Genomic DNA, 26,261 nt, shown 5'->3' on the forward strand with positions numbered 1-26,261 from the left:
ATTGGCGGCAGTTGTGATGAGGAGCAGCAGTTATAGCACCGCAATCGGGATCGTAAAGCGCGGCGCGGACATAGACCGTGGGTTTGTGCGTTTGTTCGCAGGGGCCGCTTCTACCCGCACATCGGCAATGTCTTCGCTTGCGTTACAATCCCGCGCTTGCACGGGAGCCCTCATGTCCAACTTTCTCTCTGACTGGCGCCAGCGCACCACCCATCGGCAGGTGTGGGCGCTGGCGGCGCCGATGATTCTGTCGAACATTTCGGTGCCGCTGGTCTCACTGGTCGACAGCACTGTCATCGGCCATCTGCCCCACGCTCATCAATTGGGCGCGGTGGCTGTCGGCGGCACGCTGTACAGTTTTCTCGCCTGGGCGATGAGCTTTCTGCGCATGGGCACTACAGGGTTTTCCGCTCAGGCTGCCGGGCGCGCAGACGGGGTCGCGCTGCGCCAGGTGTTGCTGCAGGGCCTGTTGCTGGCCTTGGGCTTTTCCTTCCTGCTCGGTTTGATCGGCCTGCCGTTTCAGCACCTCGCGCTGCAAATGATGCAGCCCTCTGCCGATCTCAATGATCTGACTCGCGACTTCTTTCACACCCGGCTGTTCGGTTTGCCTGCTGCACTGGCGAGCTACGCGTTGGTGGGCTGGTTCCTTGGTCTGCAAAACGCCCGGGCGCCGCTGGCGATTCTGCTGACGACCAATCTGGTCAACATCGCGCTCAATCTGTGGTTCGTCCTTGGACTGGATTGGGGTGTGGTCGGCAGCGCCCGAGCCTCGGTGGTTGCGGAATGGATCGGAGCGTTGCTGGGCCTGGCGTTGACTCAACGAGGCCTGCGCGACTATCCGGGCCATCTGGCGCTCTCAGTGCTCAAACGCTGGGCGAGCTGGCGACCCTTGCTGGTCGTGAACCGCGACATTTTCATCCGCAGCCTGGTGCTGCAATCGGTGTTCTTTCTGATCACGGTGCAGGGCGCACGGCTGGGCGACGCCACCGTGGCAGCCAATGCCCTGCTGCTCAATGGCCTGCTGCTGACCGCCAACGCACTGGATGGCCTCGCCCACGCGGTTGAAGCACTCTGCGGCCACGCCATCGGTGCGCGTGACCGAGACGCCTTGCGTCGCGCACTCAACGTAGCGGGCGGGTGGTCACTCATTTGCAGCATCGCCTTCGCGCTGTTGTTCCTGTTCGCCGGGCATCTGTTCATCGAGATGCAGACCGACATCACCGCCGTGCGCGAAATTGCCTTCGTCTATTTGCCCTATCTGGCCCTATTGCCCCTGGTGGCCGTCTGGAGTTACCTGCTCGACGGCCTGTTCATCGGCGCGACTCGCGCGCGGGAGATGCGCAATGCGATGGTGGTGAGCGCACTCATTGCTGCGCCCTTCGCCTGGATGGCCAGCACCTTGGGGAACCACGGGCTGTGGATCGTATTTCTGCTGTTCATGGCGCTGCGAGCACTGACACTGGGCTACCTCGCCCGCGGCTTGAATCGCAACGGAGGCTGGTTCGCCTGACCCAGCGGCTGATCAGGCTCATGCCAACCCGGCCTCCTCGGCTTCGGCGATGGACGACAGCATGATGCGCAAGCCGCTGAGCGAAATGGATCTGGAATCAATGGTCACCATGCTGTTGCCCACCCTGAAATGCATTTCATTGTGCTGGGCCATCCGCACGATGAACTGATCGTCGATCGAGAAGCTCTGCGACTCATCAAGAAACATGGATCTGTCGATACGCGTCGTGATCACCCGGCGCGCAGGCGAGTCAACGTTGGGTTCGGTCTCCGGATTGATGTCCGGGTCCCACAGCCGGTCGCTGATATACGGCTTGCCGGGGTCACCATTGCGAAACCGGACAACGACCTCCATTCCGCCCCACCACGGCTGGCGCGCGTGGGCGAGAACGGTGTCGAGCGCAACCCAGCATTCATTGAAACGCGCACGATCCCCCTGATTGCTCCAGTCAAAACGCACCTTGAGCCGCCCCTCCGCATTCGGCGCGACGGGTTCGAACAGCCGACCGACCACACAGGCCCGCTGCATGCCCATGCGAGGTGTGGACGTTTCCATTTCGCTCATTCGACGTTGCTCGGCGTCCTCGTCGAAACGCGCGGGCTTCTCATCAGTGAATACCACCACATGCCGATGGCGTGCATGCAGGAAGTGATAGTACATCCCCTCCTCCGCACAAAGCCGCTGGACCAGTTGCAGATCACTTTCGTGGTACTGCCCACAATAATCACGCGCCTGACAGGGCCGCTTGCGCTGCCAGAGACAAGCGCGCGGGCCGATACCGTGTTCGTCCAGCACCAGCTTGATGATCTCTTCGGCGGTCATGTCCTGGAAGACTCTTTGGTTGTACCGATAAGCCATCAGCCCCAATCGAGGCCCCAGCGTCAGACGGTAGCGGGAGGGGGCGACAGGTATCAGATTGCCGGATACGACACCGGTCGGAACGCGAACGATGCTCTGGATATACCCGTGAATGCCGGTACGCGCGCCCAGGTCATGCAACCAGGCTGCGCTAAAGAGCAATTCATGGGTATCCAACGTGCTTTCAGGGTGAGTGATATCGAGCGTGAACACATAAGGCTGGTTCGGCTCTTCGCTGCTTTCGCAGGCCACGACCTCAAAGGAATGCCTGGAGCGATTGATCTCCAGACGCAGTGGCATGGCTTGGGCGAGCGGTGACATGGAGAGAATGACCTCGACAGACAATTTCAGGCGGTCGAGGATTCTGTAACAGAACGTCTGCGAAGTAGAGAGGGTAAACGCAGAACAGGAAAGGCCCTACAACGCTGGATAGCACGCCTACAAAAATCCTGTAGGAGTGAGCGTACTCACGACAGCAGCGTGTCAGACCATTGGCTTTTTTGACACACCGCTATCGTGGGCTGGACGCCCAGAGTACACACCTACGGGTACAGCGTCCGGCTCCGTTACGACGACAGGTACGAAGAACGCGTCAGGCCCAGACGCAACGCGTCCAGATACTGAGTCCGCTCCCGCGGGCTGATGCGCGCACTGGCCACTTTGTCGCGGTAGTGGGTCATCAACTCTTCCGGCGACAGGTGCACGTAACGCAGCATGTCTTCGATGGTGTCGTGGGTTTCGATACCAGCCGAATACGCGCTGCCGTCCTGATTCTGGTAGATGTTCACCGAGTCGGTGTCACCGAACAGGTTGTGCATGTCTCCCAGGATTTCCTGGTACGCACCGACCAGGAACACGCCGAGCAAGTAGTCTTCGCCGTCGTTCAGCGCATGAACGGGCAGGCTGGTTTCAATGCTCTGCTCGTCGACGTACTGGTTGATCTTGCCGTCGGAGTCGCAGGTCAGGTCTTGCAGCACGGCACGACGGTCCGGCTCCTCGTTCAAGCGGTGCAACGGGATGATCGGCAGCACCTGATCGATGGCCCACGTATCCGGCAAGCTCTGGAACACCGAGAAGTTGCAGATGTACTTGTCAGCCAGTTTGTCGTTCAGTTCATCCAGCACTTGGCGATGGGAACGCTGACGTGCCTTCAACGAGTTGTGCAGACGACGGCAGACGGCGAAGTAGCACTGCTCACCGAGGGCCTTTTGCGCCAGCGTGATCTTGCCGTCCGAATACTGGGCAGCGATGTCGCTCATGTAGTGCGTGGCGCGCCAGTAGGTTTCGGTGACCATTTCGATGTCGGTCGGCCCCAGCAGATCGATCAGCCATTGCAGGGTTTCCGGCAGGCTTTCCTTGTCTTCGATCACCGGCACTTCGTCGTTGTGACGCTCAACGTCAGTGACCTGAATCACCAGCATCGCGTGGTGGGCGGTCAATGAACGACCGCTTTCCGAGAAGATGTGCGGGTGCGGCAGGCCTTGCGCGTCACAGAACTCCTTGAGCATGCCGACCACGACACCGGCGTAATCGTCCATGTCGTAGTTGATCGAACTGGCGTTGCGCGAATGGGTGCCATCGTAGTCAACACCCAGGCCGCCGCCGACGTCGATGTGATCGACCGGCAGCCCCAGGTTGCGCAGCTCGCCGTAGTAACGAATGGCCTCTTTGAAGCCATGCTGATAGTCGGCCAGGTTGGCGATCTGCGAGCCCATGTGGAAGTGCAGCAGGCGAATGCCCTGATCCAGACCGGCTTTGGTGAAGCGCTCGACCACCGACAGCAGTTGCGCAGCGGACAGACCGAACTTGGACTTCTCACCCCCGGTATCCGCCCATTTGCTCGACGCCAGCGACGACAGGCGCACGCGCAGGCCCACTTGAGGGGCGACTTTCAGCTCGGCAGCTTCTTCGATGACCAGTTCGACTTCGGATTCTTTCTCGATGACGATGAAGACGTTGTGGCCCAGCTTCTGGCCCATCAATGCCAGACGAATGAATTCGCGGTCTTTGTACCCGTTACAGACGATGGTGCCGCCCTTCGGCGCCAATGCCAGCACAGCCATGAGCTCAGGCTTGGAGCCTGCTTCAAGGCCGATGGAAACGTTCTGGGTGGCGATGATGTTTTCCACCACCGCTTCCTGCTGGTTGACCTTGATCGGGTACAGCGCGGTGTACTTGCTCTGGTATTCCAGGCGCGCGATGTTCTCGTCGAACGCACCGGTCAACTGACGCACGCGGTCTTGCAGGATGTCGGGAAAACGCACCAGCAGCGGCAGGGACAGGCCGCTCTTGCGCAGCTCCTCTACCTGCTCGTAAAGGTCGATGGGCGAACTGCCCGGGCCGTTGGGGCGAACTTCAACACGCCCGGCTTCGTTGATTGCAAAATAACCAGCCCCCCAATGGCGAATGCCATAGACACTGCGGCTGTCTGCCACGGTCCATTGGCTGCCATCGTCTTTGCGTGTGCGTCGTACGGACATCGAAGTCCCCTATATAAAAAGTCATGAAGCCCCGGCCTGACCGGCTGGGCGCAGTGTATAGAGTGGAAATGACGGTTTGGCGCCGATGCGCATGCGTCTCCCGAATGGCTCAGTAGACCCATGACACGCACCAGAGTTTGCTCTGAAACCCGCGCTCGACCGACAGCGAAACCTGGACAGGTGGAACGAAAGGCTCAACCGCCCGACTTTTTCGCCTTGAAACCCTGTTTGACCAGTTCGGCCAACAGCGTCTCGACGTGATCGCCTTGAATCTCGATCACGCCGTCCTTGAGCGCACCGCCGGTTCCACAACGTCGTTTGAGCGTAGACGCCAGTTCCTTGAGCGCCTCTTCAGGCAGCGGAACACCTGTGATGGTGGTCACGGTCTTGCCGCCACGGCCCTTGCTTTCGCGGCGCACGCGAGCGATACCGTCCCCTTCGGGGATCACGGATTTCTTGCAGATGCAGGCGTCGACAGGCTGGCGGCATTCGGGACAATGCCGTCCGGCGTCAGTGGAAAATACCAGGCCACCAAGGGCGGCGAAGGAGGCGGCTTTTTTGGCCACGGGCAATCCTCTTCTTGAGGACCAAAGTCTGGACGGCGACAGCCGACCGCGAAGCCCCACTCAGGCAGGGGCAGCGCAACCGGACCGTGGAGACAGTCCGGCGTGAAAAGGCGCGCAGTGTAACGGCAAACCGCCCTGATGCTAAGTGCAAATATGCGCCAATTTACGGGACTTTTGCGACGTCGCCCAAATAGCGCTTCAACGCAGCCAGAGAGTCCGGGCAATAAGGCTTTTCAGCGGTTTCACGCAGCACCTGATCGATGCCGATGAAGCGGGCTTCCAGCACTTCCTCAGGCTGCAATTTCAACGGCCCATCCCAGACTGCCGAAAACACGGCGCACCATAAGCGGTTGTCCGGTTGATCGAAGAAAAACCGCTCATGTGCCGTCAACTCGACACCGGCCACACCCAGCTCCTCCTCCAGCTCACGGGCAGCAGACTGTGCATAATTTTCGTCTGCCTGCACCATCCCGCCCGCCGCCACATCCCAGTACCCCGGATAGATGGCTTTGCTCAGAGTGCGACGATGCACGCACAGCTCGCCCGCAGAATTGAACAGCAGAATGTAGGTGCCCCGACCGATCAGCCCACGCTCACGCAATTCGGCGCGAGGCAATGAACCCAGCAACTGGTCCTGACGATCGACCCAGGCAATCAGCTCGGCGTCGGAAGCCGCGCGATGCGCGACTTCGTTTTCAGAGACCGACATCGATCAACCCTGCGACAGCAGTTGGCGCAGGTCGATGACGGCTGCGTTGGCGCGGGACAGGTAGTTGGCCATGACCAGCGAGTGGTTGGCGAACACGCCGAACGGGCTGCCGTTGAGGATGACCGGACTCCACATCGGCTCTTGAGAAGCTTCCAGTTCACGAATGATCTGACGCACGCTCACGGTGGCGTTTTTCTTCGCCAATACGTCAGCGAAGTCCACTTCAATGGCACGCAGCAGGTGCGACAAGGCCCAAGCCTGACCACGCGCCTCATAGAATACGTTGTCGATCTGCATCCACGGGGTCTCGACGATTTCTTCGTCAACCTGCGGCACTTCACCCGGTTTCACCGACACCTCGGACTGAGCTTCGGTTTTCAGGCTGGTGTTGAGTTTCACGCGGCCGACGCTGGCCGACAGACGCTGCGACAGCGAACCCAGACGCGTTCCCACGTCGCCCAGCCAGTTGTTCAGGTTGTCGGCGCGGGTATAGAAGAGGGCATTTTTCTGATTCGGGTCAGACAGGCGCGCCTGATAGCGGCTCAGCGCAGCGATGCCATCACGGTACTGCGATTCGCTCGATGGCAGGATCCAACTGCGGTTGTCGAAGTTGAACAGCGGCTCGGCGCGAGCCAGATCGCTGTCTTCAGCGGATTGCGATTGCGAGCGGGCGAAGTCTTTACGCAGAGCGCGTGTCAGGTCGCGGACTTGAACCAGCACGCCGTATTCCCAACTTGGCATGTTGTCCAGCCACAGGCCGGGCGGGAAACGGTCGTTGGAAATGTAACCGCCCGGCTTGTCGAGCAAGGTCGACACGACGGTCTTGAGGGTTTCGACGGTGGTGTAGCCAATCACCATCTGCTTGCCTTCACGCTCGGCGGCCGCCTGAGCGTTTTGCTGGACCGGAAACATCGCAGGCTCGCTGCTCCACCAGATGCCGAGCGCGACAGTGATCACCAGATAGATGCCCACCACCGCACCGACAGCGCGACTGAAGAACAGACCACCCCAATAACCACGGGGTGCCTTGCCTATCGGCTTCTCTTCAACACGCTCACCTGCGCCCGAGGTTTCCGAGCGTTTCTTCCAATCCAGCATGGCCTTGTCCTTTCAATCACGGAATTCAGTGCTTCTGACCGCAACCTTACAGCAAGGTGCGTTCGTCAGGAACGCGAGCGATGGCTCAAATGCGTAATCCGCAGGTCCGTGGGCGTCATCGCTGACCGGGAAACGCAGACAACCTGTTTGAGCGAATTCATTCGCGATGACGTGAGCATGTCGTTACACCTGCGCAGAGTGTAGGGGCCTCTTGCGAATACATTCGCACATGGAAACAGAGCCTCTCAGGCATTTCCCGATACAACAAGGGAATCCATCGGTCGCTTTTCTGTCGGATCTGGCACGCTTATGGCTCAGGAAGATAAAAAATTGACGCGAAAAGTCGATAAAAAATGACAACAAAATGACTTACGGCGCACTTGCCGATGAAAAGTGGTGCTAGCATAGCGCCAGCATTTGTATCAGGGTTTCCCCTATAAGTAGTCAGGATATGACCGAACCAGAAGATCCGAGCCGTGACCGTCTCAAGCACCATTTCGCTCAGCGCGTCATTCATCAGGCACGTCAGATTCTTGAGGTCTGGCAGCGCTTGCAGCAAAGCGAATGGTCGCCTGCCGACCTCGAAGAACTCAGCGACGCCAACCAGCGCCTGCTGCGCTTCGCCGAGCGTTTCGATCAGGTCGAGCATGCTCAACTGGCGCGTGCAATCAGTCAGTCACTTCTGGACGTGGAAGCCAACCGTGGTCGCCTGAGCAGCACGCTGATCACCGATCTTAATCGACTCATGCAACGCCTCTCGCGCACCGGCCTGCGCCACGGCGACAAGCTTGAGCACACATCGCTGCCACCGCTTCGCAAGCCTATTTACGTGATGCTGCAAGATGACGAACGGGCGGAGCGGCTGGCCAAGCAACTGGAATTCTTCGGTTTGAGCGCCCAGTCCCTCGACAGCGTTCACGCATTCCATGCGTCGCTGGCGGAGCGTCTGCCTGCGGCGGTGGTCATGGACGTGGATTTTGGAGGTGTGGGCGAAGGCCTGAAACTGGCCGCCAAAATGCAGGAAGGCCTGGAGCAGAAATTGCCGTTGCTGTTCTTCAGTCATCACGAAACCGATACCCCGACGCGGTTGGCGGCTGTGCGCGCAGGAGGCGAGGAGTTCCTGACGGGGACGCTGGAAGCGTCGAGCCTGCTGGAGAAAATCGAGATCCTCACGCGGGTCGCTCAATACGAACCCTATAAAGTGCTGATCATCGATGATTCCCGCGCACAGGCCACGCACACCGAGCGCTTGCTGAACAACGCCGGAATTGTCACGCGCACGCTGTTCGATCCGATCAAAACCATGTCCGAGCTGGCCGAATTCCAGCCGGACCTGATCATCCTCGACATGTACATGCCCGGCTGTACCGGCACCGAGCTGGCCAAAGTGATTCGTCATAACGACCGTTACGTCAGCGTGCCGATCATTTACCTGTCCGCCGAGGACGATCTCGACAAGCAACTGGATGCGATGAGTGAAGGCGGCGACGACTTCCTCACCAAGCCGATCAAACCACGGCACTTGATCACGACCGTGCGCAACCGCGCCGCCCGCGCTCGTAACCTCAAGGCGCGAATGGTCCGCGACAGCCTGACCGGCCTGTATAACCACACACACATTCTGCAACTGCTCGAAGATTGCAGCTTCCGTGCGCGCCGCGAGAGCAAACCGCTGAGCTTTGCGATGCTCGACATCGACCACTTCAAGAAGGTGAACGACACCCACGGTCACCCGATGGGCGACCGCGTGATCAAGAGCCTGGCGCTGTTTCTCAAGCAGCGGTTACGCAAGACCGACTACATCGGCCGCTACGGTGGCGAAGAGTTCGCGGTGGTCATGCCTGACACTGACCTGAAGTCCGCCTATGGCGTACTCGACGAAATCCGTCGCCGCTTTGCCGAAATCCATTACCCGGCGCAGCCTGCGGATCTGTTCTGCACCTTCAGTGCCGGGGTTGTGGAGCTAGGCGAATACGACGACTCGTTGATGATGGCATCTCATGCTGACGAAGCGTTGTATCGCGCGAAAAAGGCAGGGCGTAATCAGGTGTTTACGTTGCAAGATGATTTCGTGCAGTCCGGCAAGCATTACCCGGTGGACATCGTTTAGTCGCTGCGTCTCGCTTCGCGAGTTCCCCGCCATCCTTCTAGCAGTCCGGCTTGCCGACGGCAGCGATCTCGAGGACGCAACCCGTCGACAAGCCGGACTGCTACAGGGAGGTGTCCGGAACACACCTCCCACCTGCACATCGACAAAGATCCGTTATCATGCGCGCATCTTCGTGATGCGAGACCGCCATGCGCCGCCTGCTTTGTCTGATTTTGCTGACCCTTGCCCTCCCCGCCTTAGGCGCGAGCCTGCTGGACAGTCGGCCAGCGTCCGGCTTGGGAAGCCCTGCACTGGGTGGCTCGGCCATCGACAACAGCAAGGACTTTTTGCCGGTTCGTCAGGCCTTCCAACTGAACCTGATCGACACGACGCCCGAAGCGATCAAGCTGCAATTCGTCGCCACCGAGGGCTACTACCTCTACCGCCACCGCTTCCAGTTCCGCACCGAGCCCGCGGACATCGGCCTGGGCGCTGCGCAGTTGCCCGACGGCGAGAAAAAGCACGACGAATACTTCGGCGATGTTGAGGTGTATCACGGCATCCTCGACGTCAATCTGCCGCGCAAAGCCGGGGATAACCGACCGTTCACGCTGGTGGTCACGTATCAGGGCTGCGCCGACAAAGGTTTGTGCTACCCGCCAGAGACCGAACGGCTGAGCATCGGCGGTGCCGCACCTTCGCTCGATTACACGCCTGCGCTCAGCGAAAGCAAAGCACCGTTCAGTTGGAAACAGTTGGCATTGTTCTTTCTCGCGGGCATCGGTCTGACCTTCACGCCATGCGTCCTGCCCATGCTGCCAATCCTGTCGGGCGTGGTGCTGCGCGGACAGATTGGCGGTGTGCGCGGCTTCTCGCTGTCCCTCGCATACGTGCTGCCCATGGCGATCTGCTTTGCGATTCTCGGGGCGCTGATGGGGCTGTTCGGTGCGAGTCTCAATCTTCAGGCTCGGTTGCAATCGGCCTGGGTCCTGGTGCCGTTTTCACTGTTTTTCGTGGTGTTTGCCATCGCCATGTTCGGTGCTTTCGAACTGCGCCTGCCCCGCGCCCTGAATGACCGGCTGGATCGCATCGCCGGCAACACCCAAGGTGGCTCTTTGTGGGGCGCCGCAGTGCTGGGGGTGGTGTCGAGCCTGCTGGTTTCTCCCTGCGTTTCGGCCCCGTTGGCGGGCGCTCTTCTTTATATAAGCGCCAGTGGCGACGCATGGGGCGGGGCGCTGAAACTGTTCGCGCTCGGTTTGGGCATGGGCGCGCCGCTGGTACTGGTCGCCACGGGCGGCGCGGCATGGCTGCCGAAAAGCGGCCCGTGGCTGGTGACGGTTAAAAACGCCATTGGCGTTCTGCTGCTGGCACTGGCCATCGGGCTGCTCAGTCGAGTCATTCCAGGCCAGGCCACATTGCTGCTGATCGGCTTGCTGTGGGCCGGTGTGGCGGTGTTTCTCGGCGCGCTGGAGTTCACGGAAAAAACCACGCGGGGCCGTCTTGCTCAATTAGTCGGTCTGTTTTTACTGGTCTACGCTCTGTCCTGCTGGTACGGCGCGTTCAATGGGCAGACCGATCCACTTCGCCCACTCGGCCGCATATCGATGGCACCGGTTAGCGCGGAAACATCGTCTTACCAATGGCAGACAGTGAAACAGGTGAGCGAGCTGAAACAGATCCTCGCCGATTCGAAAAATAGCGAAAAACCCGTATTGGTGGACTGGTACGCCGACTGGTGCATCAGTTGCAAGGTGATTGAGCATGAAGTCCTGCCCGACCCGAACATTGTTAGCCAGCTCAAGGGGTTTCGGCTGATTCGCTTCGACATGACCGAGAGCAGTGCCGATCAGCGCGCGCTGCTGGATCAGTACAAATTATTTGGCCCTCCTGCCTTGCTGTTTTTCGGAAAAGACGGGAACGAGCTGAAAAATGTGCGTGTCGTCGGCGAAATCGACGTGGAAGGGTTCTCTGAGCGCCTTTCTAGAGCAAATGACCAAATTTAGCCCTATAGTCACAAACTTTGCGCGAACATCGGACATCGTGCTGAACATTGTCGATATCTGGGTCGGTAACTGGACAGTCCATTGCGCTTTCCGGCATAGTCGCTGCGCATCAACGGCTCATACCTATGTATGAGCGTCGACAACGCCCACAACAAGGAACACACGATGGCGACTTTTCTGGTTCTGCACGGACCTAACCTGAACTTGCTGGGCAGCCGCGAACCGGGAATCTATGGCTCGATCACGTTGGCCGACATCAATCAGGATCTGGAAAAGCGCGCGCGCGAAGCCGGCCACCATCTGATGTACCTGCAAAGCAACGCCGAGTACGAATTGATCGATCGCATTCACGCGGCACGGGATGAAGGCGTGGACTTCATTCTGATCAATCCGGCTGCTTTTACTCACACAAGTGTCGCAATACGTGACGCGTTGCTGGGAGTGAGCATCCCATTCATCGAAGTGCACCTCTCGAACGTGCACAAACGAGAACCTTTCCGCCATCACTCCTACTTTTCAGATGTTGCTGTAGGCGTGATCTGCGGCCTTGGCGCCAGCGGTTACCGACTGGCCCTGGAGGCCGCCCTGGAACAATTGGCCACCCGTTCGAAGGCGTGAACGGCGACGTTTCGCACTGAGCCACACGGCCCGAACCGGCTACTGAATTACCCCTGACCGTCCCCTGGGAGTTGATTAATGGATATCCGTAAAGTCAAGAAACTGATCGAACTGCTGGAAGAATCTGGCATCGACGAGCTGGAGATCAAGGAAGGCGAGGAGTCCGTCCGTATCAGCCGCCACAGCAAGGCTCCAGCGCAGCAGTTCTACGCGCCTGCCCCGGCTGCCGCTCCGGTCGCAGCGCCTGCACCCGCCGCTGCTCCTGTTGCCGCTGCCGCCGACGCGCCAGCCGCCGCTCCAAAACTGAACGGCACCATTGCCCGCTCGCCAATGGTCGGCACCTTCTACCGCAAGGCTTCGCCAACCTCGCCAGCTTTCGTTGAAGTCGGCCAGACCGTGAAGAAAGGCGACACCCTGTGCATCGTCGAAGCGATGAAAATGATGAACCACATCGAAGCCGAAACCAGCGGCGTGATCGAGTCCATCCTCGTCGAAGACGGCCAGCCGGTTGAGTTTGACCAGCCGCTGTTCACCATCGTTTGAACCGCGGAGTGTCTGTGATGACGAATCCTGCGAAGTTGGAAAAAGTACTGATCGCCAACCGCGGTGAAATCGCCCTGCGGATCCTGCGTGCCTGCAAAGAGCTGGGCATCAAGACCGTCGCCGTGTACTCCAAGGCCGACAAGGAGCTGATGCACCTGGGTCTGGCGGACGAGTCCGTGTGCATCGGTCCGGCATCGGCTGCTCAATCCTACCTGCACATTCCGGCGATCATCGCGGCGGCCGAAGTCACCGGCGCCACGGCGATTCACCCCGGTTACGGCTTCCTCGCGGAAAACGCCGACTTCGCCGAGCAGGTCGAAAAATCCGGTTTTGCCTTCATCGGCCCGAACGCTGACGTGATTCGCCTGATGGGCGACAAGGTCTCGGCGAAGGACGCCATGATCAAGGCCGGTGTTCCGACCGTTCCCGGTTCCGACGGCCCGCTGCCGGAAGACGAAGAAGAAGCCCTGCGCATCGGCCGTCAGGTCGGCTACCCGGTGATCATCAAGGCCGCTGGCGGCGGCGGTGGTCGCGGTATGCGCGTGGTGCACAAGGAAGAAGACCTGATCGCCTCGGCCAAACTGACCCGCTCCGAAGCAGGCGCGGCGTTCGGCAACCCGATGGTCTATCTGGAGAAGTTCCTGACCAACCCACGCCACGTGGAAGTTCAGGTGCTGTCCGACGGGCAGGGTCATGCGATTCACCTGGGCGACCGCGACTGCTCGCTGCAACGCCGTCACCAGAAGGTGCTGGAAGAAGCACCGGCGCCAGGCATCGACGAAAAGGCCCGCGCTGAAGTGCTGGCCCGCTGCGTCAAGGCGTGCATCGACATCGGTTACCGCGGTGCCGGTACGTTCGAATTCCTGTACGAAAACGGCGCGTTCTATTTCATCGAAATGAACACCCGCGTTCAGGTCGAGCACCCGGTGTCCGAAATGGTCACCGGTATCGACATCGTCAAGGAGATGCTGAGCATCGCCGCGGGCAACAAGCTGTCGTACACCCAGGACGACGTGAAGATCCACGGCCACGCCCTGGAATGCCGGATCAACGCAGAAGATCCGCGCACCTTCATGCCGAGCCCTGGCACGGTCAAGCATTTCCACGCACCAGGCGGCAACGGCGTTCGCGTCGATTCGCACCTGTACAGCGGTTATGCGGTGCCGCCGAACTACGATTCCCTGATCGGCAAGCTGATCACCTGGGGCGCGACCCGCGACGAGGCCATGGCCCGCATGCGCAACGCCCTGGACGAAATCATCGTGGATGGCATCAAGACCAACATCCCGCTGCACCGTGATCTGACCCGCGATGAAGGCTTCTGCAAAGGCGGCGTCAACATTCACTACCTGGAACACAAACTGGCCGGTGAGAAACACTGATCCGCCAGTAAGTGTTACAAAACAACAGAGCCGCTTTCGAGCGGCTTTGTTGTTTCTGGCGCCTTACGCGCTTTTCTGTGGGAGATTCCATGCTGCCTGGTCAACAGCATTCGCCACCAAGGCAGCTCCCACAGAAATCGCGCCGAATCCGGATCTTGTGACCAACACCGAACCTTGTGGGAGCCGGCTTGCTGGCGAACGCGGTGGACCATTCAACATTGTGGCGTCGGACCTGACGCATTCACCAGCAAGCCGGCTCCCACAAAATCAAAACCCAATCCCGGCATCACCCTCTTTGTTGTTTCCCCCCGAACCCCGTAAACTTGCCGGTCTTTCGCGGCGTTGTGCCGCCTGTCATTTTTTCAATTCGAAGGTAATCCGCCATGCCTTGGCTGCAAGTCCGTCTCGCCATCAGCCCAGAACAAGCCGAAACCTACGAAGACGCGCTGCTTGAAGTCGGTGCCGTGTCCGTGACCTTCATGGATGCTGAAGACCAGCCGATCTTTGAACCGGAACTCAACACCACGCCGCTGTGGGCACACACCCACCTGCTGGCCCTGTTCGAAGCCGATACCGACGCCGAACTGGCGCTCGCGCACCTGAAATTGCTCACCGACGCCGAACTGCCCGAGCACACCCACGAAGTCATCGAAGATCAGGATTGGGAGCGCAGCTGGATGGACAACTTCCAGCCCATGCGTTTCGGCCAGCGTCTGTGGATCGTGCCAAGCTGGCACTCAGCGCCCGAGCCCGATGCCGTCAACTTGCTGCTGGACCCGGGCCTGGCCTTCGGCACCGGCACCCATCCGACCACCGCACTGTGCCTGGAATGGCTGGACGGTCAGGACCTGAGCGACGCCAACGTGCTGGATTTCGGCTGCGGGTCGGGCATCCTCGCCATCGCCGCATTGCTGTTGGGCGCGAAACATGCAGTGGGAACCGACATCGACGTGCAGGCCCTTGAGGCCTCTCGCGACAATGCCGGGCGCAACAACGTGCCTGCCGAGAAATTCCCGCTGTACCTGCCGGAAGACCTGCCCAAAGAGCCTGCCGACGTGCTGGTGGCAAATATTCTGGCCGGCCCTCTGGTTTCTCTGGCACCTCAGTTGGCCAGCCTGGTCAAACCCGGTGGACGCCTGGCGTTGTCCGGCATTCTGGCCGAACAAGGCGATGAAGTGGCAGCAGCCTACGCCGACGCATTCGACCTGGACCCGATCGCCAACCGCGACGGCTGGGTAAGAATCTCCGGACGTCGTCGCTGATACCCACTGACTGCAACCTTTTAGGCGCTCGTTAAGCCCGGATACCCGCATGACCGACAGTTTCGTCACCCAGTGTCCTCACTGCCAGACCAGTTTCCGCGTCAGCCACGCCCAGTTGAGCGTGGCCCGAGGCATGGTGCGCTGCGGTTCCTGCCTGCAAGTGTTCAATGCCGCGAAACAACTGTTGGAAAAAAGCGCCCAGGCGCGGGCATCGACCACCACCCCACTCTCCGAGCCCGCTGCAGTCGAACCGCGCCCCGAAGTCATTGCACCGCAATCGGTCACCCTCGCCCAACCCGCACCTGTTCCTGTCAAACACGAAGACCGGACAGTCGACATGGACAGCCTCGACCTCGATGACCTCGACGTCGAACTCGCCCGCCTCGAACAACGGGAAATCCAGTTGCCGGAATCGTTCGGGCGCGCACATCCGTCACGTGAGCACGATGAGGTCGAATCCTTCAGTGCTCGACGTGATGAACCGGATGTCGCCACTGACCCGTGGAATCAAGGCCTTAGCCATGATGATGTCAGCCATTTGCCGGAATTGCGGGCTGAAGTGATCGATGACCATAAAGACCACCATGAGCCTGACGCGCTGGACGAGCCGCTGACTGACAGCGATCTCGACCATGACGACGCACGCACCGAGCCTTCACTGTCGATGGCACCCGACGACCTGGACGACGAGCCTCGTCAGTCGGATCGAATCCACATCGACGAAGAGCCTCACGGCACACAGCCCTCCGAGCGTTTCTCGGCACTGGACGGCGACGACGAACGCTACGCCTCTCACGACAACGCCGAGGACGACGAGCCGCTCCCTAACGGCAAACGAGGACGTCATGAGCCGGGGCTACGGGATCAGGCCTTGCTCGACCTGATGGACGACCCCTTGCAACTGTCGTGGCAAAAACCCAAGCCACGCTGGGGGCGCCGCCTGCTTTGGCTGTTGCTCTCACTGATCGCACTGGGGGCGCTGGCAGGGCAATACGTGTGGTACCACTTCGACGAACTGGCACGTCAGGACCAATATCGCTCATGGTTTCAGGACATCTGCCCCCAAGTCGGCTGCAAAGTGCCCTCCAGGGTCGACATCAAGCTGCTCAAGAGCAGCAACCTGGTGGTGCGCAGCCATCCCGAATTTCAGGGCGCGCTGGTCGTCGATGCGATCATCTATAACCGCGCCTCGTTCGCTCAACCGTTCCCGCTGCTGGAACTGCGCTTCGCCGATACCAATGGTCAGTTGATTGCCAGTCGTCGGTTCAAACCCGGCGAATACCTGAGCGGTGAGCTGGCCGGAAAGGACGAAATGCCGCCCCAGACGCCTATCCACATCGCTTTGGACATTCTTGACCCAGGTCCGAAGGCTGTGAATTACAGTTTGAGTTTTCGCTCGCCGGAGTAAACTTCCCCTCTGGCCGAGCGGATTTCACGCCGCCTGAGCGCTCTAAAATGCGGCACAGAGCCATCAGGATGCTGACGACAGTTTTATGACAATGCGAACGCCTTCCTAACCGTTCGCGATAAGAATGCAACTGTTCAGATTTTATCCAATTCAGCCTTTATCCGGTCATCGAGAGCGGGTATCATGCCCACCCTTTTTCATACTCTGGGTCCCGTCTGAATAGCTGCCAAAGCACTTTTCGGACCAGGCTTCGTGATACGGCCCCACAACAGGTCACCCTATGTCGGCGGTACGCATCGGCCCCTATACATTGCAGAACGGCTTGATCCTCGCCCCCATGGCGGGCGTCACCGACCAACCGTTCCGTCAGCTCTGCCGCCAACTTGGCGCGGGGCTGGTGGTCTCGGAAATGGTCACCAGTGACATGAGCCTGTGGAACAGCCGCAAGTCGCGGCTTCGCATGATTCATGAAGGCGATCCCGAGCCCCGCTCGGTCCAGATCGCTGGTGGTGATCCGCAGATGCTTGCGGATGCGGCACGCGCCAACGTCGAACTTGGCGCACAGATCATCGACATCAACATGGGCTGTCCTGCCAAGAAGGTCTGCAACAAGGCCGCGGGTTCCGCGTTGTTGAAAGATGAACAGTTGGTGACCGAAATCCTGCACGCGGTGGTCGCGGCAGTCGAGGTACCGGTCACCCTGAAGATTCGCACCGGCTGGGACCGGGCGAACAAGAATGGTCTGACGGTTGCCAGAATCGCCGAACAAGCAGGCATTCAGGCGTTGGCGGTACATGGACGCACCCGTGCGGATCTCTACACCGGCGAAGCCGAGTACGACACCATTGCCGCGATCAAGCAGGCGGTGTCGATTCCGGTGTTTGCCAATGGCGACATCGATTCACCGGAGAAAGCCCGGCACGTGCTGTACGCGACCGGTGCCGATGGACTGCTGATAGGCCGGGCCGCCCAAGGGCGCCCATGGATTTTTCGCGAGATAGAGCACTACCTGCGCACCGGGGAGAAACTCCCGGCGCTGGGGTTGAACGAAGTGGAACGCATTCTGCTAGAGCATCTGGCCGCGCTTCACACGTTCTATGGCGACGTGATGGGCGTGCGGATTGCCCGAAAACACGTCGGCTGGTATCTCGCAACCTTGCCGGGCGCCAGGGAGTTTCGCGCCCTTTTCAATCGTTTGGAAGATACGGAAGCACAGTGCGCCAACGTTCGGGACTTTTTTGCCGAACGCCAAAAAAGCCCGAAAGCAGGGAACGAACAAGAGGTGGCCGCATGACGATGATGACAGAGACTTTAGTGAGTGGAACAACACCCGTGAGCGACAACGTCAATTTGAAACAGCACCTCAACACGCCAAGCGAAGAGGGTCAGACCCTGCGCGGAAGCGTCGAAAAGGCGCTGCACAATTATTTCGCCCACCTGGAAGGTGCTGCCGTCACTGATGTCTACAACCTGGTGCTCTCGGAAGTCGAGGCGCCGTTGCTTGAGTGCGTGATGAACTACGTCAAGGGCAACCAGACCAAAGCCTCCGAGCTGCTGGGCCTGAACCGTGGCACCCTGCGCAAGAAACTCAAGCAGTACGATCTGCTGTAAGCATCCAAAACACAAAAAGCGACCTCATCCCCTGCGGTCGTTTTTTTTGCTGAATTGATAATGGAAGTTGAGATGACCGACCAGACTACCCGCCTGCCGATCCGCCGCGCCTTGATCAGCGTTTCCGACAAAACCGGAATCCTTGAATTCGCCCGTGAACTCGAAGCCCTGGGCGTCGAGATCCTGTCCACTGGCGGCACGTTCAAACTGCTCAAGGACAATGGCGTTGCAGCGGTCGAAGTCGCGGATTACACCGGCTTCGCAGAAATGATGGACGGCCGGGTCAAGACCCTGCACCCGAAAATCCACGGTGGCATTCTGGGCCGTCGCGGTACTGACGACGCCATCATGGCCGAGCATGGCATCAAGCCGATCGACCTGGTGGCCGTGAACCTGTACCCGTTCGAAGCCACCGTTTCCAAGCCAGGCTGCGACCTGCCGACCGCCATCGAAAACATCGACATCGGCGGCCCGACCATGGTCCGCTCTGCCGCGAAAAACCACAAAGACGTGGCCATCGTGGTCAATGCCAGCGACTACGGCCAAGTGCTGGAAAGCCTGAAAGCCGGTGGCCTGACCTACGCTCAGCGCTTCGACCTGATGCTCAAGGCGTTCGAACACACCGCCGCCTACGACGGCATGATCGCCAACTACCTGGGCAGCGTCGATCAGAGCGCCGAAACCCTGTCGACCGAAGGCCGCAGCGAATTTCCGCGCACCTTCAACACTCAGTTCATCAAAGCCCAGGAAATGCGCTACGGCGAGAACCCGCACCAGAGCGCGGCGTTCTACGTGGAAGCCAAACCGGCTGAAGTCGGTATCGCCACCGCGACCCAACTGCAAGGCAAAGAACTGTCGTACAACAACGTGGCCGACACCGACGCTGCGCTGGAATGCGTGAAGAGCTTCGTCAAACCGGCCTGCGTGATCGTCAAGCACGCCAACCCGTGCGGCGTTGCGGTCAGCCCGGAAGGCGGCATTCGTCAGGCCTACGAACTGGCTTACGCCACCGACAGCGAGTCGGCGTTCGGCGGCATCATCGCCTTCAACCGTGAACTGGACGCCGAGACCGCCAAAGCCATCGTCGAGCGTCAGTTCGTTGAAGTGATCATCGCCCCGAGCGTGAGCGCCGAAGCCCAGGCCATCGTCGCCAGCAAAGCCAACGTGCGCCTGCTGACCAGCGGCCAGTGGGCAGCTGACCGCGTCCCGGCCTGGGACTACAAGCGCGTCAATGGCGGCCTGCTGGTCCAGAGCCGTGACAACGGCATGATCAGCGCTGACGACCTGAAAGTCGTGACCAAACGCGCCCCGACCGAGCAGGAAGTCAACGACCTGATCTTCGCCTGGAAAGTGGCCAAATACGTCAAATCCAACGCCATCGTCTACGCCAAGAACCGCCAGACCATCGGCGTCGGCGCAGGCCAGATGAGCCGCGTGAACTCCGCACGTATCGCTGCCATTAAAGCCGAACACGCAGGCCTGCAGGTCGCCGGTTCCGTGATGGCATCGGATGCGTTCTTCCCGTTCCGCGACGGTCTGGACAACGCGGCCAAGGTTGGTATCACGGCTGTGATCCAGCCAGGTGGCTCGATGCGTGATGCGGAAGTGATTGCGGCGGCGGACGAAGCCGGTATCGCGATGGTGTTCACCGGCATGCGCCACTTCCGTCACTAACATGACAACGGCCGCACTGTAGCAGGCGTCTGCTGCGTTGGATGGGGCTCCGCTGATGCTCATTGCCAGGAGGCAACTCCGACTCAGCGAAGCCCCATCCGCCTTGCATACACCTACTCCATTGCGACCTCGTAACGCAGTTTTGAGAAGATCAAAAGCGTTACGAGCAACACCCACAGAATTAGCGTCATCGAGGTTTTGAAATGAACGTACTCATCATCGGCAGCGGTGGCCGCGAACACGCACTGGCCTGGAAGGTCGCGCAGGACGCCCGCGTGCAGAAGGTTTTCGTTGCACCAGGCAACGCCGGGACCGCCATCGAAGCCAAGTGCGAGAACGTCGCCATCGACGTGCTGGCACTTGAGCAACTGGCGGATTTCGCCGAGAAGAACGTCTCCCTGACCATCGTCGGCCCGGAAGTCCCGCTGGTGGCCGGTGTCGTCGACCTGTTCCGCTCCCGTGGTCTGGACTGCTTCGGCCCAACCAAGGGCGCTGCGCAACTGGAAGGCTCGAAAGCGTTCACCAAGGATTTCCTGGCCCGTCACAAGATTCCGACAGCCGACTACCAGAACTTTACCGAGATCGAGCCTGCGCTGGCTTATCTGCGCGAAAAAGGCGCACCGATCGTGATCAAGGCCGACGGCCTGGCCGCTGGCAAGGGCGTGATCGTCGCGATGACGCTGACCGAGGCCGAAGAAGCCGTACGTGACATGCTCGCAGGCAACGCCTTCGGTGACGCCGGTTCTCGCGTTGTGATCGAAGAGTTCCTGGATGGCGAAGAAGCCAGCTTCATCGTCATGGTCGACGGCAAGAACGTACTGCCAATGGCCACCAGCCAGGACCACAAACGCGTTGCCGATGGCGACAGCGGCCCGAACACTGGCGGCATGGGTGCCTACTCCCCGGCGCCAGTGGTGACCGCTGACGTGCATCAGCGCGTCATGGACCAGGTGATCTGGCCGACCGTCCGAGGCATGGCCGAGGAAGGTAACGTTTACACCGGCTTCCTCTATGCTGGTCTCATGATCGACAAGGCCGGTAACCCGAAGGTCATCGAGTTCAACTGCCGCTTCGGCGACCCGGAAACCCAGCCGGTCATGCTGCGTCTGCAATCGAGCCTGGTCTTGCTGGTCGAGGCTGCTTTGGCGCAAGCTCTGGACAAAGTGGAAGCCCAGTGGGATCCGCGTCCAAGCCTGGGCATCGTGCTGGCCGCAGGCGGTTACCCTGGCGATTACGCCAAGGGCGCTGCAATCAAGGGTCTGGACGCTGCTGCGGCATTGCCGGGTAAAGTGTTTCATGCCGGTACTGCATTGAAGGATGGTCAGGTCGTGACATCGGGTGGCCGTGTTCTGTGTGCCACCGCGCTGGGCGACAGCGTTGGTGACGCGCAGAAGCAGGCGTACGCACTGGCTGCAAAGATTGACTGGGAAGGCTGTTTCTACCGCAAGGACATTGGCTACCGCGCCATTGCCCGTGAACGCGGCGAACATCTGGAGTAAGTCTGGGAGTGGACGGTCGCTTGAAGTCAAGCGACCGTCCGATCATCCAGAGCCGCACCAGAGTAACTGGCTTCATTCACGAAGGGATTTCGCCGTGCGCTGGCTCAGGATTGCCACTTGTTCGATCATCGCCATGATGACCCTGCTCTGCATGCCCCCGACATTCGCGGAGGTCAGTGCAGGATGGTCGACCCTTGTCGACGATCAGGCCAATCTGCAGCTCAGCGACGTTCGCTCCCCTCACTACGACTCCCAGTTCAGCCCGGTCGAACTTGACCAGGTCCGCGCCATCAGCCGCGATTCCGCGCTCTGGCTGCATTATCGTCTTCCCCCGACCGATCACGAACAACTGGTGCGCATCTTCGCCCCGGACCTGGCCACCGTGGACATGTACGTCCTCAACGGCGAAACGCTGATCGATCATTCGCGCTCGGGCAATAAAGTCCCTCGGGCGCAGCAACCACTGCCTTCCGTCGACTTCCTGCTGCCAGTCCCGCAAAGCGGCACCCCGCTGGACCTCTACCTGCGCCTGAAATCCGAGCAGGAACTGCGACCGAACATTTCGCTGGAGTCCGCCGTTTCCAGCGCCGCCGATGAACGTCGCCCCTTGCTGCTGGGCCTGTTCTTTGGCTCGTTGATCATGCTGATCGTGCAGAACATCACCCGCTATGCCCAGTCCCGCTCGGTCAGCAGCCTGTGGCTCGCGGCCTGCGAGGCATTTCTGGGCCTCAGCGCGCTTTTGCTGCTGAACCTTCAAGCGTCGTGGCTGCCGAACTGGCACCTGGCTCAGACCCCGAGCGCTCACCTGGCGTTGCTGATGGCGGCGGCCACCGGCTTGATGTACACCCATTGCTTCTTCGTCCAGCGCGGCGCCGAAGTGCTCAACCGGCTGCTGATGAGCGCACTGTTGGTCGTCGGCTTCGGCGGCTTGCTGGTGCTGTTCGTCGACAACCTGCCACTGAACGTCATGACCTTCCTGCTGGTCGCGCTCACCACGCTGACCATCACGCTGGTGTCGATTTATCACCTGCAAAAAGGCTACACCCCGGCACGCCCATTCGTGATCGCGATGATAGCCTTCAACCTCGGCAATCTGGTGATCCTGCCTGCCATGCTGTGGCTGACCACCATCGCGGCACAGACCCTGATCATCGCTGTGATGGGCATGTTCTGCGTTTGCGGCCTGCTGATGAGCATCGCCTTGAGCGAGCGTCATCGCAGCATCACTGAAAACAACTTCAGCATCAGCCGCGAACTGGCCGCCAGCACCGCCGAAATCAACGCCAAGGCTGAATTTCTGGCCAAGATCAGCCACGAAATCCGCACCCCCATGAACGGTGTGCTGGGCATGACCGAATTGCTGCTGGGCACGCCTTTGTCAGTCAAACAGCGCGACTACGTGCAGACGATTCACAGCGCAGGTAATGAGCTGCTGACGCTGATCAACGAGATTCTCGACATCACCAAACTCGAATCCGGGCAAATCGAGCTGGACGATGTGCAATTCGACCTCAACGCGATGATCGAAGACTGCCTGAGTATCTTCCGGGCAAAGGCCGAGCAACAGCGTGTCGAACTGATCAGTTTCATTCAGCCGCAAGTACCCAGGGTGATCAGCGGCGACCCGACCCGACTGCGCCAGACTCTGCTCAGCCTGCTGGAAAACGCCCTGAAAAAGACCGACGAAGGCGAAATCCTGTTGGTGGTCGCCCTCGACTCCCGTGGTGGCAAACCGCGTCTGCGCATCGCCGTTCAGGACAGCGGTACACCACTGACCGCCAAAGAGCGCGATGCCCTGCTCCACGCCGAACTGCACAGCAAGAACTTCCTCGCGGCCAGTAAAGTGGGTGGCCACCTGGGCCTGGTCATCGCGCGCCAGTTGATCCTGTTGATGAATGGCGAATTCGGCATTCAGAGCGGCAGCAATCAGGGCAGCACCCTGTGGCTCAGCCTTCCGCTGGATGCGGATCGGCTGGAACAGCCACCAGCCGATCTGGACAGCCCGCTGAAGGGGGCGCGGGTGCTGGTGGTGGACGATAACGACACCTGTCGCAAAGTGCTGGTTCAGCAATGCAGCGCGTGGGGTCTGAACGTCAGCGCCGTGCCATCGGGCAAGGAAGCGCTTGCCCTGCTGCGCACCAAGGCGCACCTGCGCGACTACTTCGATATTGTGCTGCTTGACCAGAACATGCCCGGCATGACCGGCATGCAACTGGCCGCCAAGATCAAGGAAGACCCAAGCCTCAACCACGACATTCTGCTGATCATGCTCACTGGCATCAGCAACGCCCCAAGTAAGGTCATCGCACGCAATGCCGGTGTCAAACGCATCCTCGCCAAACCGGTCGCAGGCTATACGCTGAAAACCACGCTGGCCGACGAGCTGAATCAGCGCAACAAAGGGCAGGCCTCTTATCTGCCTGCCCCGACGCCAATCACCGAAGTCGACGTGCCCAGCGATTTCCGGATTCTGGTGGCCGAGGACAACAGCATTTCGACCAAGGTCATCCGCGGCATGTTGGGCAAACTCAACCTGCAACCGGACACTGCCAGCAACGGCGAAGAAGCATTGCAGGCGATGAAAGCCCAGCGTTATGACCTAGTGCTGATGGACTGTGAAATGCCGATTCTCGACGGATTCTCGGCCACGCAGCAACTGCGCGCCTGGGAAGTCGGCAATCAGCGCACTCGCACCCCTGTGGTTGCCCTGACTGCGCACATCCTGGCTGAACACAAGGACCGCGCTCGACAGTCCGGTATGGACGGCCACATGTCCAAACCGGTCGAACTGTCGCAGTTGCGTGAACTGGTCGAATACTGGGTCGAGCAGCGGACGCGCGGCCTGGATAGCGACGAACCTGATGATCAGGATCGCTACCTGCAAAACTGACCCGCTCTGCGGTGCGGCGCCTGATAGACTTCCCGCGTCGAGTCTGCCGCTGCGAGTCCTCACCATGCTGCATGTGCTGTTCAGCGTTTATCTGAAGATGCTGGTGCTCTATAGCCCGTTCTTCGTCCTCTCCTGCTTCATCAGCCTGAGCCGAGGCTATTCACGCAAGGAACGCCGTCATCTGGCGTGGAAAGTGGCCTTCGCGACGCTGATCGCCAGCGTGCTGTTGTATCTGTTCGGACGAGTGATTTTCAGCGTGTTCGGCATCACCGCCGACGCCTTCAGAATCGGCGCGGGCAGCGTGCTGTTCATTTCGGCGCTGGGCATGGCGCAAGGCAAATCAGGCGTTCAGACCGACAATGTGCAGCAGGACGTAACCATCGTCCCGCTGACCATTCCCATCACCGTCGGCCCCGGCACCATCGGCGCCCTGTTGGTGATGGGCGTCAGCCAACCCCATTGGGACGACAAGCTGACCGCCATTGTCAGCATTGCGCTCGCCAGTTTCACCGTTGGCGTGGTGCTTTACCTGTCCAACAGCATCGAGCGGATTCTGGGCGAGCAAGGCTTGCAGATTGTTAGCCGCTTGATGGGGCTGTTCGTTTGTGCGCTGGCGGCTCAGATCATTTTCACCGGCATCAAGGGCTATCTGGTGCCGTGAAAAAGCCTGCGCGGCCAGCCCACGTCGTGGGTCAGACGGGGTATTTCTGCATGAACCGGTCGGCACAGGCGTCCAGTTGCTGCAGGATCTCCTCGCGGTATCGGGCGTAAATGGCGCGGTCGAAGCGGTACACTCCTCCGCTGATGCGCAATAGCATTTCACGCTGAGTTACGCTCCAGAAATCGAAGTCTCGGGTGTCGACCTCACCGGTTAGCCGAATGCAGCACGTCAGCAATGTAATGTCGCCATTGACGTCCAGCACGCAGGGTATCAACTGTATTCGCCCCAGCTCTCCGTTGCGATCACCACCGCTGAAAAAATCTTGCGCCACCCGGTTGGTCTTCAAGGAAGACCACGCTGCCTGCGCAAACCTGGCCAGACGCCGGGATTTCACCGAATCGAAGATCGTATAGGTCACGGTTTCAAGCTCCGAAGCGTCGAAGATGACCTGCGGGGTGTGCTGTATCGGATTGATCAGCGTCCAGCCGCGCTGTTGCAATCGCGAGTGATACCGAAACAGCCAGTTCTGATATTCCGTCCTCGGATCAAAGTACCGACTCGCGAAGCCGTCAGCGTGAGCCAGGCAGCTCAGCACATCGTCACGATCAGAGCCGGCGGCGATTTCCTCGTGCAGCGCGATCACTGCGTTGCCGATAACCATGCCTGAGACCGCACTCATAGGCCCACCGTTGTCACCGGAAGCACCAAGCCGGGTTGTTTGGTCTTGAGGGCTTTGATGACCGGCGTTTTTAGCGGAGCGTATCGAATGCCGTCGAATTGAGTGATCACGCGTGAACACATGACGTTCCCGGTCAACTGATGGCGCGAGAAAACCTGATTGAACGGGTTGTCGGCCAGCGCCTCACGCGTCGCGAAGGCCAAAGAGAGCGCCACCCGTTTGCCTGTCGGCCCCACGAAGCCGAGCCGCATGACCACGGCGCAGAGGTCGCCGGACGAGGACGTGCGCAGCATGCCCTGTTTAAGCAGGCAAAACGCTTCGCCGTTGGCAGGCGCCGTGCAGAGCTGGGTAAACAACGAGCGAAGAGGGGCGCCTTGCCAATGCGCCAGTGAAGCGGGCAGTAAGGCGCCAATGGCTTCGGCCGGTGTCAGTGTCTCGGAGGTTGCCACGCGCTCCTGGGTGTTGGCCACATCGAGCCGCAGCCAGCCAAACTTGCTCGACGCGTTGAGCAGGATGTCTTGCCACTTGTTGAAGTCGTCAAACTTGCTGAATTGATGATCGGCAGCCAACTGCGTATACAACGTCGAGGCCATCATGTCGTCTCTCATCGCTTGATCGGGACACCCCCGCAACACCAGCAACTCAGAGCCATTGACACGCACCTCGAGCAATTCCTTCGCCATAGGTCAACTCCTGTAAAAAAGGGCCGCAGTACGCACTG

Annotated in this window: 21 protein-coding genes; 14 read left to right on the top strand and 7 right to left on the bottom strand. The window is 59.9% G+C overall.

Going from position 1 to position 26,261, the window contains the following annotated elements; all coding sequences use genetic code 11:
• Window positions 1–172: 172 nt before the first annotated feature.
• Window positions 173–1,510: an MATE family efflux transporter gene (locus ACI5GA_RS12720; RefSeq protein WP_421422928.1), complete on the top strand. Its 1,338-nt coding sequence runs from the start codon at window positions 173–175 to the stop codon at window positions 1,508–1,510.
• A gap of 18 nt (window positions 1,511–1,528) precedes the next feature.
• Here the strand turns inward: ACI5GA_RS12720 and ACI5GA_RS12725 are convergent, their stop codons facing one another.
• The 5 genes from ACI5GA_RS12725 to ACI5GA_RS12745 form a co-directional block, all read right to left on the bottom strand.
• A complete protein-coding gene (locus ACI5GA_RS12725) occupies window positions 1,529–2,668 on the bottom strand; it encodes a contractile injection system protein, VgrG/Pvc8 family (RefSeq protein WP_421422929.1) in 1,140 nt (379 codons plus the stop codon).
• A gap of 266 nt (window positions 2,669–2,934) precedes the next feature.
• Window positions 2,935–4,848 (bottom strand): arginine decarboxylase, encoded by a 1,914-nt coding sequence (gene speA / locus ACI5GA_RS12730; protein ID WP_404634072.1) that lies wholly within the window; start codon window positions 4,846–4,848, stop codon window positions 2,935–2,937.
• A gap of 194 nt (window positions 4,849–5,042) precedes the next feature.
• Window positions 5,043–5,414, bottom strand: coding sequence for a translation initiation factor Sui1 (locus tag ACI5GA_RS12735; RefSeq protein WP_404634074.1), 372 nt, complete (start codon window positions 5,412–5,414; stop codon window positions 5,043–5,045).
• Window positions 5,415–5,577: 163 nt separating this feature from the next.
• Window positions 5,578–6,123 (bottom strand): NUDIX hydrolase, encoded by a 546-nt coding sequence (locus tag ACI5GA_RS12740; RefSeq protein WP_421422930.1) that lies wholly within the window; start codon window positions 6,121–6,123, stop codon window positions 5,578–5,580.
• Between the two features lie 3 nt (window positions 6,124–6,126).
• Window positions 6,127–7,221: a DUF2333 family protein gene (locus ACI5GA_RS12745; protein ID WP_404634078.1), complete on the bottom strand. Its 1,095-nt coding sequence runs from the start codon at window positions 7,219–7,221 to the stop codon at window positions 6,127–6,129.
• A gap of 451 nt (window positions 7,222–7,672) precedes the next feature.
• Here ACI5GA_RS12745 and ACI5GA_RS12750 point away from each other — a divergent pair, with 451 nt between their 5' ends.
• From ACI5GA_RS12750 to ACI5GA_RS12810, 13 genes are all read left to right on the top strand, one after another.
• Complete coding sequence (locus ACI5GA_RS12750) at window positions 7,673–9,331, top strand: diguanylate cyclase (protein ID WP_404634080.1); 1,659 nt, start codon at window positions 7,673–7,675, stop codon at window positions 9,329–9,331.
• Between the two features lie 188 nt (window positions 9,332–9,519).
• Window positions 9,520–11,313 (top strand): protein-disulfide reductase DsbD, encoded by a 1,794-nt coding sequence (locus ACI5GA_RS12755; protein WP_421422931.1) that lies wholly within the window; start codon window positions 9,520–9,522, stop codon window positions 11,311–11,313.
• 165 nt (window positions 11,314–11,478) lie between these two features.
• Window positions 11,479–11,931 (top strand): type II 3-dehydroquinate dehydratase, encoded by a 453-nt coding sequence (aroQ, locus tag ACI5GA_RS12760; RefSeq protein WP_404634084.1) that lies wholly within the window; start codon window positions 11,479–11,481, stop codon window positions 11,929–11,931.
• Between the two features lie 78 nt (window positions 11,932–12,009).
• Complete coding sequence (accB, locus tag ACI5GA_RS12765) at window positions 12,010–12,474, top strand: acetyl-CoA carboxylase biotin carboxyl carrier protein (protein ID WP_404634086.1); 465 nt, start codon at window positions 12,010–12,012, stop codon at window positions 12,472–12,474.
• Between the two features lie 17 nt (window positions 12,475–12,491).
• A complete protein-coding gene (gene accC / locus ACI5GA_RS12770; RefSeq protein WP_404634088.1) occupies window positions 12,492–13,856 on the top strand; it encodes an acetyl-CoA carboxylase biotin carboxylase subunit in 1,365 nt (454 codons plus the stop codon).
• Between the two features lie 383 nt (window positions 13,857–14,239).
• Window positions 14,240–15,118, top strand: coding sequence for a 50S ribosomal protein L11 methyltransferase (prmA, locus tag ACI5GA_RS12775; RefSeq protein ID WP_404634090.1), 879 nt, complete (start codon window positions 14,240–14,242; stop codon window positions 15,116–15,118).
• A 49-nt stretch (window positions 15,119–15,167) separates the two neighbouring features.
• Window positions 15,168–16,526: a DUF3426 domain-containing protein gene (locus ACI5GA_RS12780; protein WP_421422932.1), complete on the top strand. Its 1,359-nt coding sequence runs from the start codon at window positions 15,168–15,170 to the stop codon at window positions 16,524–16,526.
• A 280-nt stretch (window positions 16,527–16,806) separates the two neighbouring features.
• A complete protein-coding gene (dusB, locus tag ACI5GA_RS12785) occupies window positions 16,807–17,820 on the top strand; it encodes a tRNA dihydrouridine synthase DusB (protein ID WP_421422933.1) in 1,014 nt (337 codons plus the stop codon).
• Window positions 17,817–18,137: a DNA-binding transcriptional regulator Fis gene (gene fis, locus ACI5GA_RS12790; RefSeq protein WP_007907419.1), complete on the top strand. Its 321-nt coding sequence runs from the start codon at window positions 17,817–17,819 to the stop codon at window positions 18,135–18,137. Before dusB ends, fis begins: the two co-directional genes overlap by 4 nt.
• A 72-nt stretch (window positions 18,138–18,209) precedes the next feature.
• Window positions 18,210–19,811: a bifunctional phosphoribosylaminoimidazolecarboxamide formyltransferase/IMP cyclohydrolase gene (gene purH, locus ACI5GA_RS12795; RefSeq protein ID WP_404634096.1), complete on the top strand. Its 1,602-nt coding sequence runs from the start codon at window positions 18,210–18,212 to the stop codon at window positions 19,809–19,811.
• 203 nt (window positions 19,812–20,014) lie between these two features.
• Window positions 20,015–21,310: a phosphoribosylamine--glycine ligase gene (gene purD, locus ACI5GA_RS12800; RefSeq protein WP_421422935.1), complete on the top strand. Its 1,296-nt coding sequence runs from the start codon at window positions 20,015–20,017 to the stop codon at window positions 21,308–21,310.
• A gap of 94 nt (window positions 21,311–21,404) precedes the next feature.
• Window positions 21,405–24,200: a response regulator gene (locus ACI5GA_RS12805; protein ID WP_421422936.1), complete on the top strand. Its 2,796-nt coding sequence runs from the start codon at window positions 21,405–21,407 to the stop codon at window positions 24,198–24,200.
• Window positions 24,201–24,267: 67 nt separating this feature from the next.
• Complete coding sequence (locus tag ACI5GA_RS12810) at window positions 24,268–24,861, top strand: MarC family protein (protein ID WP_404634363.1); 594 nt, start codon at window positions 24,268–24,270, stop codon at window positions 24,859–24,861.
• A gap of 31 nt (window positions 24,862–24,892) precedes the next feature.
• Here ACI5GA_RS12810 and ACI5GA_RS12815 read toward each other — a convergent pair whose 3' ends face one another.
• The gene (locus ACI5GA_RS12815) at window positions 24,893–25,540 is read right to left on the bottom strand and encodes a hypothetical protein (RefSeq protein WP_421422937.1); all 648 of its coding nucleotides are present in this window, start codon (window positions 25,538–25,540) and stop codon (window positions 24,893–24,895) included.
• Window positions 25,537–26,223 (bottom strand): hypothetical protein, encoded by a 687-nt coding sequence (locus tag ACI5GA_RS12820; RefSeq protein WP_404634104.1) that lies wholly within the window; start codon window positions 26,221–26,223, stop codon window positions 25,537–25,539. Before ACI5GA_RS12820 ends, ACI5GA_RS12815 begins: the two co-directional genes overlap by 4 nt.
• Window positions 26,224–26,261 lie beyond the last annotated feature (38 nt).

This window comes from Pseudomonas sp. Pseu.R1, assembly GCF_045764065.1.
Classification (GTDB): domain Bacteria; phylum Pseudomonadota; class Gammaproteobacteria; order Pseudomonadales; family Pseudomonadaceae; genus Aquipseudomonas.

Coding starts and splice junctions, on each gene's coding strand:
- purH (WP_404634096.1), top strand. CDS start 18,210: ATGACCGACCAGACTACCCGCCTGCCGATCCGCCGCGCCTTGATCAGC.
- ACI5GA_RS12820 (WP_404634104.1), bottom strand. CDS start 26,223: ATGGCGAAGGAATTGCTCGAGGTGCGTGTCAATGGCTCTGAGTTGCTG.
- fis (WP_007907419.1), top strand. CDS start 17,817: ATGACGATGATGACAGAGACTTTAGTGAGTGGAACAACACCCGTGAGC.
- ACI5GA_RS12815 (WP_421422937.1), bottom strand. CDS start 25,540: ATGAGTGCGGTCTCAGGCATGGTTATCGGCAACGCAGTGATCGCGCTG.
- ACI5GA_RS12720 (WP_421422928.1), top strand. CDS start 173: ATGTCCAACTTTCTCTCTGACTGGCGCCAGCGCACCACCCATCGGCAG.
- ACI5GA_RS12740 (WP_421422930.1), bottom strand. CDS start 6,123: ATGTCGGTCTCTGAAAACGAAGTCGCGCATCGCGCGGCTTCCGACGCC.
- ACI5GA_RS12725 (WP_421422929.1), bottom strand. CDS start 2,668: ATGCCACTGCGTCTGGAGATCAATCGCTCCAGGCATTCCTTTGAGGTC.
- ACI5GA_RS12755 (WP_421422931.1), top strand. CDS start 9,520: ATGCGCCGCCTGCTTTGTCTGATTTTGCTGACCCTTGCCCTCCCCGCC.
- aroQ (WP_404634084.1), top strand. CDS start 11,479: ATGGCGACTTTTCTGGTTCTGCACGGACCTAACCTGAACTTGCTGGGC.
- accC (WP_404634088.1), top strand. CDS start 12,492: ATGACGAATCCTGCGAAGTTGGAAAAAGTACTGATCGCCAACCGCGGT.
- purD (WP_421422935.1), top strand. CDS start 20,015: ATGAACGTACTCATCATCGGCAGCGGTGGCCGCGAACACGCACTGGCC.
- ACI5GA_RS12780 (WP_421422932.1), top strand. CDS start 15,168: ATGACCGACAGTTTCGTCACCCAGTGTCCTCACTGCCAGACCAGTTTC.
- ACI5GA_RS12750 (WP_404634080.1), top strand. CDS start 7,673: ATGACCGAACCAGAAGATCCGAGCCGTGACCGTCTCAAGCACCATTTC.
- accB (WP_404634086.1), top strand. CDS start 12,010: ATGGATATCCGTAAAGTCAAGAAACTGATCGAACTGCTGGAAGAATCT.
- ACI5GA_RS12745 (WP_404634078.1), bottom strand. CDS start 7,221: ATGCTGGATTGGAAGAAACGCTCGGAAACCTCGGGCGCAGGTGAGCGT.
- prmA (WP_404634090.1), top strand. CDS start 14,240: ATGCCTTGGCTGCAAGTCCGTCTCGCCATCAGCCCAGAACAAGCCGAA.
- speA (WP_404634072.1), bottom strand. CDS start 4,848: ATGTCCGTACGACGCACACGCAAAGACGATGGCAGCCAATGGACCGTG.
- dusB (WP_421422933.1), top strand. CDS start 16,807: ATGTCGGCGGTACGCATCGGCCCCTATACATTGCAGAACGGCTTGATC.